This window comes from uncultured Senegalimassilia sp. (assembly GCF_934632265.1).
Classification (GTDB): Bacteria; Actinomycetota; Coriobacteriia; order Coriobacteriales; family Eggerthellaceae; genus Senegalimassilia.
Map to the genome: position 1 here is coordinate 1 of NZ_CAKTYH010000163.1, position 3,411 is coordinate 3,411.

At 64.9% G+C, this 3,411-nt stretch carries 5 protein-coding genes and 2 pseudogenes; all 7 read right to left on the bottom strand.

All coding sequences use genetic code 11. The annotated features are described in order from the left end of the window. A pseudogene (locus tag Q0H50_RS08965) lies at positions 1 to 267 on the bottom strand (phosphate--acyl-ACP acyltransferase); the annotation flags it as partial. A gap of 128 nt (positions 268 to 395) precedes the next feature. Next, positions 396 to 575 carry a 50S ribosomal protein L32 gene (gene rpmF / locus Q0H50_RS08970; protein ID WP_294164335.1) on the bottom strand — a complete coding sequence of 60 codons (180 nt, stop codon included), beginning with the start codon at positions 573 to 575 and terminating at the stop codon, positions 396 to 398. Between the two features lie 153 nt (positions 576 to 728). Next, positions 729 to 1,289: a DUF177 domain-containing protein gene (locus tag Q0H50_RS08975; RefSeq protein ID WP_294421585.1), complete on the bottom strand. Its 561-nt coding sequence runs from the start codon at positions 1,287 to 1,289 to the stop codon at positions 729 to 731. Next, on the bottom strand, positions 1,289 to 1,765 hold the full coding sequence (locus Q0H50_RS08980; RefSeq protein WP_042434524.1) for a hypothetical protein: 477 nt from the start codon (positions 1,763 to 1,765) through the stop codon (positions 1,289 to 1,291). The genes Q0H50_RS08975 and Q0H50_RS08980 overlap by 1 nt, the downstream gene beginning before the upstream one ends. 155 nt (positions 1,766 to 1,920) lie before the next feature. Beyond that, positions 1,921 to 2,406 carry a pantetheine-phosphate adenylyltransferase gene (coaD, locus tag Q0H50_RS08985; protein WP_294421586.1) on the bottom strand — a complete coding sequence of 162 codons (486 nt, stop codon included), beginning with the start codon at positions 2,404 to 2,406 and terminating at the stop codon, positions 1,921 to 1,923. Positions 2,407 to 2,420: 14 nt separating this feature from the next. Beyond that, complete coding sequence (rsmD, locus tag Q0H50_RS08990) at positions 2,421 to 3,020, bottom strand: 16S rRNA (guanine(966)-N(2))-methyltransferase RsmD (RefSeq protein WP_294421588.1); 600 nt, start codon at positions 3,018 to 3,020, stop codon at positions 2,421 to 2,423. 55 nt (positions 3,021 to 3,075) lie between these two features. Then, positions 3,076 to 3,411: pseudogene (locus Q0H50_RS08995) on the bottom strand (ATP-dependent DNA helicase RecG); the annotation flags it as partial.

Consider the following 3,411-nt stretch of genomic DNA (forward strand, 5'->3'; position numbering starts at 1 on the left):
CAGACGGCAGCCCACCACGATGGAGCTGTCCTTCTTCTTGCGCACGGCCTGCGCGGGATGCTCGGCCATGTCGATGACCTCGGCGGCGACCTGCGCACGGCAGCGGGCATGCTGCGCGGCGAACGGCTCGACCACGTCGGCGGGGCCGCAGAGCACCACGGTAAGCCCCTCGTCGGCGGCAAGCGCCGCCGCGACGCCCTCGAGCACGACCTCGGGGGCGTTGTCGCCGCCCATGGCATCCACTGCGATGGTGACGTTGTCTGTCATGCTGACACCCTTTCCCTAGCAGGCGTTGAACGCGGCGCGCGCGGCGTCGCTGCTAAACGCAAGAAAGCCTCTCTGCGCCATTGGCGCCGCAGAGAGGCTTCAAGTTGCAATTGCACGCTTCGACGGCGTTACTCCGTCTCGATGACCTCGCGGTTCTTGTAGAAGCCGCAATTCGGGCACACGCGGTGGGGAAGCTTAGCCTCGCCGCACTGCGGGCACACGGAACGGGAAGGGGCTGCGATCTTGTCGTTGGTGCTACGACGTGCATGAGTGCGGGCGCGGCCCATTTTTTGCTTAGGTACTGCCATGATCTATCTCCTTGCTTTATGTCGGGCGCGCGTGGCGCTCGCTCGTTCGCTTGGTAAACACGCGAAGCGATATACTACCAAAGTGTTCATGCGCATGCAAGCGGTTGTTCGCTGCGCACACACAAACCCATGCAGGTTCCATAATCCGGGCAGCTACTCGCCCAGATCAAGGTCCTTCAACGCGGCGAAGGGGCTGACGCGGCCGTCGGACATGCGCGGCAGGCCGTCATCGGGCTGAGCCGAGCACGCGCACGGCCCCTCGTTGAGGTTGGCGCCGCACTGCGCGCACAAACCTGCGCAATCCTCGCGGCACAAGGGCACGAGCGGTGCCTCCACAAGAAGCGCGGCGATGATGAGCGGCTCAAGATCGAGCATCTTATCGGCGCCGAGCACCTCGAATTCGTCGTCGTCCATATCCTCGGGCGCCGGACCATCCTCGGAGAGCAGGAAGTACCCTTCCACTTCCCCGTTGAGGTCAACCTGGAAGTCATCCAGGCAACGGGCGCACGCGACCGTTGCCGTGCCGCGGGCGCTGCCCATGACCAAAAGCGCGTCGCCGGTGTTGGTGACGGTGACGTTCCAGTCGACGGGCTGCGAGAACGTATAGGTATCGGGACCCGCCTCAAGCGCCCCCAGGGCGAGCTGCCCTGCAAAAGAGGAGCTCTCCGTGGTAACGAAGAGCTCCGGCGGGACCTCGAACTTCACGGCGTCCATTACTGGCGACCCTGCGCCATTGCGTTGGCGTTGAGGCGATCGCGGCAGCGGCGCACGTTGTTGAGCAGCGTGTCGAGGCTTTGCTCGACATGGCCGAACACCTCGTCGGCGTAATCTTCCGCGCCGGCGCGCGTTTGGCGCTCGAGCTCGCGTGCGTCGGCGACCAACTGGTCGGCCTGCTGCTGGGAGATGCGCACGATCTCCTGCTCGGAGGCGATGGTCATCGCCTGGCTGCGCGCGTCCTCGATCATGCGGTTGGCCTCGGCCTCCGCGTCATCGAGCAGGCTTTGGCGCTCGCGCACGATCTGACGGGACTGGGAGAACTCGCTCGGGAACGTGTCGCGGATCTCGTCCATGATCTCGAAAGCTGCAGCGATATCCACCTGGCGCAGGTTGCCCTTGCCGAACACCGGCTTAGAGTCCTCAAGCAGAATCGAGAGCTCTTCCAAAAGCCCCAGAACCCCTGTTTCGTCCATGATGATCCTTCCACCCAGGCTTGCTGCGTTTGAAAACTGCGTTTAGGCACACGGGCATAAGGCCACGCATGCGGATAACCATAATAGCATGCCGCCTACCGCTTGCGCTTCAAGAACAAAGCATGCACATACGATGCGCCGGCGATGCGGGCATCCTACTGCAGGTTCGCGTACTTCTTCTTGAGCGCCTCGTAGACGCAAGGCGGCACGAACTGCTGGATGTCGCCGCCCATCTTCGATATCTCGCGCACGATGGAGCTGGACAGGTACATGTACTGCGGCGGGGACATGATGAACAGCGTCTCCAGCTGCGGGGAGAGCTGGTAGTTCATGGCCGTCATCTGGAACTCGTACTCGAAGTCGGTGATGGCTCGCAGGCCCTTGACCACCACGGTGGCGTCAAGCTCCTTGGCGAAATCGACGAGCAGCCCCCTGAAAGGCTCCACTCGCACGTTGGGCAGGTGCTCGGTTGCCTGACGGACCAGCTCGACGCGTTCCTCGAGCGTGAACAGAGGGCCTTTCTTCTGGGAATCGGCCACGGCGACCACCACCTCGTCCACCAGCTGGGAGGCGCGGGCGATGACGTCCAGATGCCCCGAGGTGATGGGATCGAACGTGCCGGGTGTCAATGCGCGTTTCATGACGCTGCTCCTTCTTAGTCGTTATCGGACGCGGCGCGCTCGCCGGCGCGCAGCACGTCCACGGTAGTATCGCCGTACTTCTTGCGGGATGCAAGCTCGAAGCCCAGCTCGGCGGCGGCAAGAGCTGCAGCATCGTTGCCGGAAAGCGAATGCTCGTAGACCACGATGGCGTCGCAGGCCGCCACGCCGCGCTCCACCAGCCCCGCCGCCATGCCGAGCACCGCCATGGCGTCGTAGGCATAGGGCGGGTCCAGGAAGATGAGGTCGAACGGCGGGCGGGAGAACTGGGGCGCCCGCTCGATGACGTCGGCGCGCGTGACGGTGGCGCGAGCGGGCTCGAGGCCCAGGTTCGCCACGTTTTTCTGCAGCACCTTTGCCGCCTCGGGGGCGCACTCGTAGAACACCGCGCGTGCCGCGCCGCGCGACAAGGCCTCCAGGCCAAGGGCGCCCGAGCCGGCGAAGGCGTCGAGCACCACGGCGTCCTCGAAGCCGCCGCGCTGGCTGAACACGGCGCTCATGAGCGACTCGCGAACGCGGTCGGTGGTGGGACGGGTGCCGTCGCCTTTTGGTGCGGCCAGCGTGCGGCCGCGGAACTGACCTGCGATGATCCTCATACCTACCTCTTTCTGGAACCGGGCCTCGCACAGGGCGGGGCCCGAAACGTATCTGCTATCTTGCGGGCGCCTGCTCGGGAAACGTTCGGCGAAGCTCGAGCGCGAGCGCCTGATGGTCCGCCTCGGCAAGCACGGGGTCGGCGGCCATGATGGCCGCGGCATCGGCGTGCGCGGCCTGGATGACCCGCTCATCGCGCACGATGTTGACGAGCTTGAGCGCGCTCGCACCGCTTTGCCGGTTGCCCAGGATATCGCCCTCGCGGCGCAACGACAAGTCGTATTTCGCCAGCTCGAAGCCGTCGTCGGTGCGTTCCATGGCGGCGAGGCGCGCCAGAGACTGCTCGGATTTCGAGGTGGAGACCAAGTACACCTGCGCCGGCTTCTCACCGCG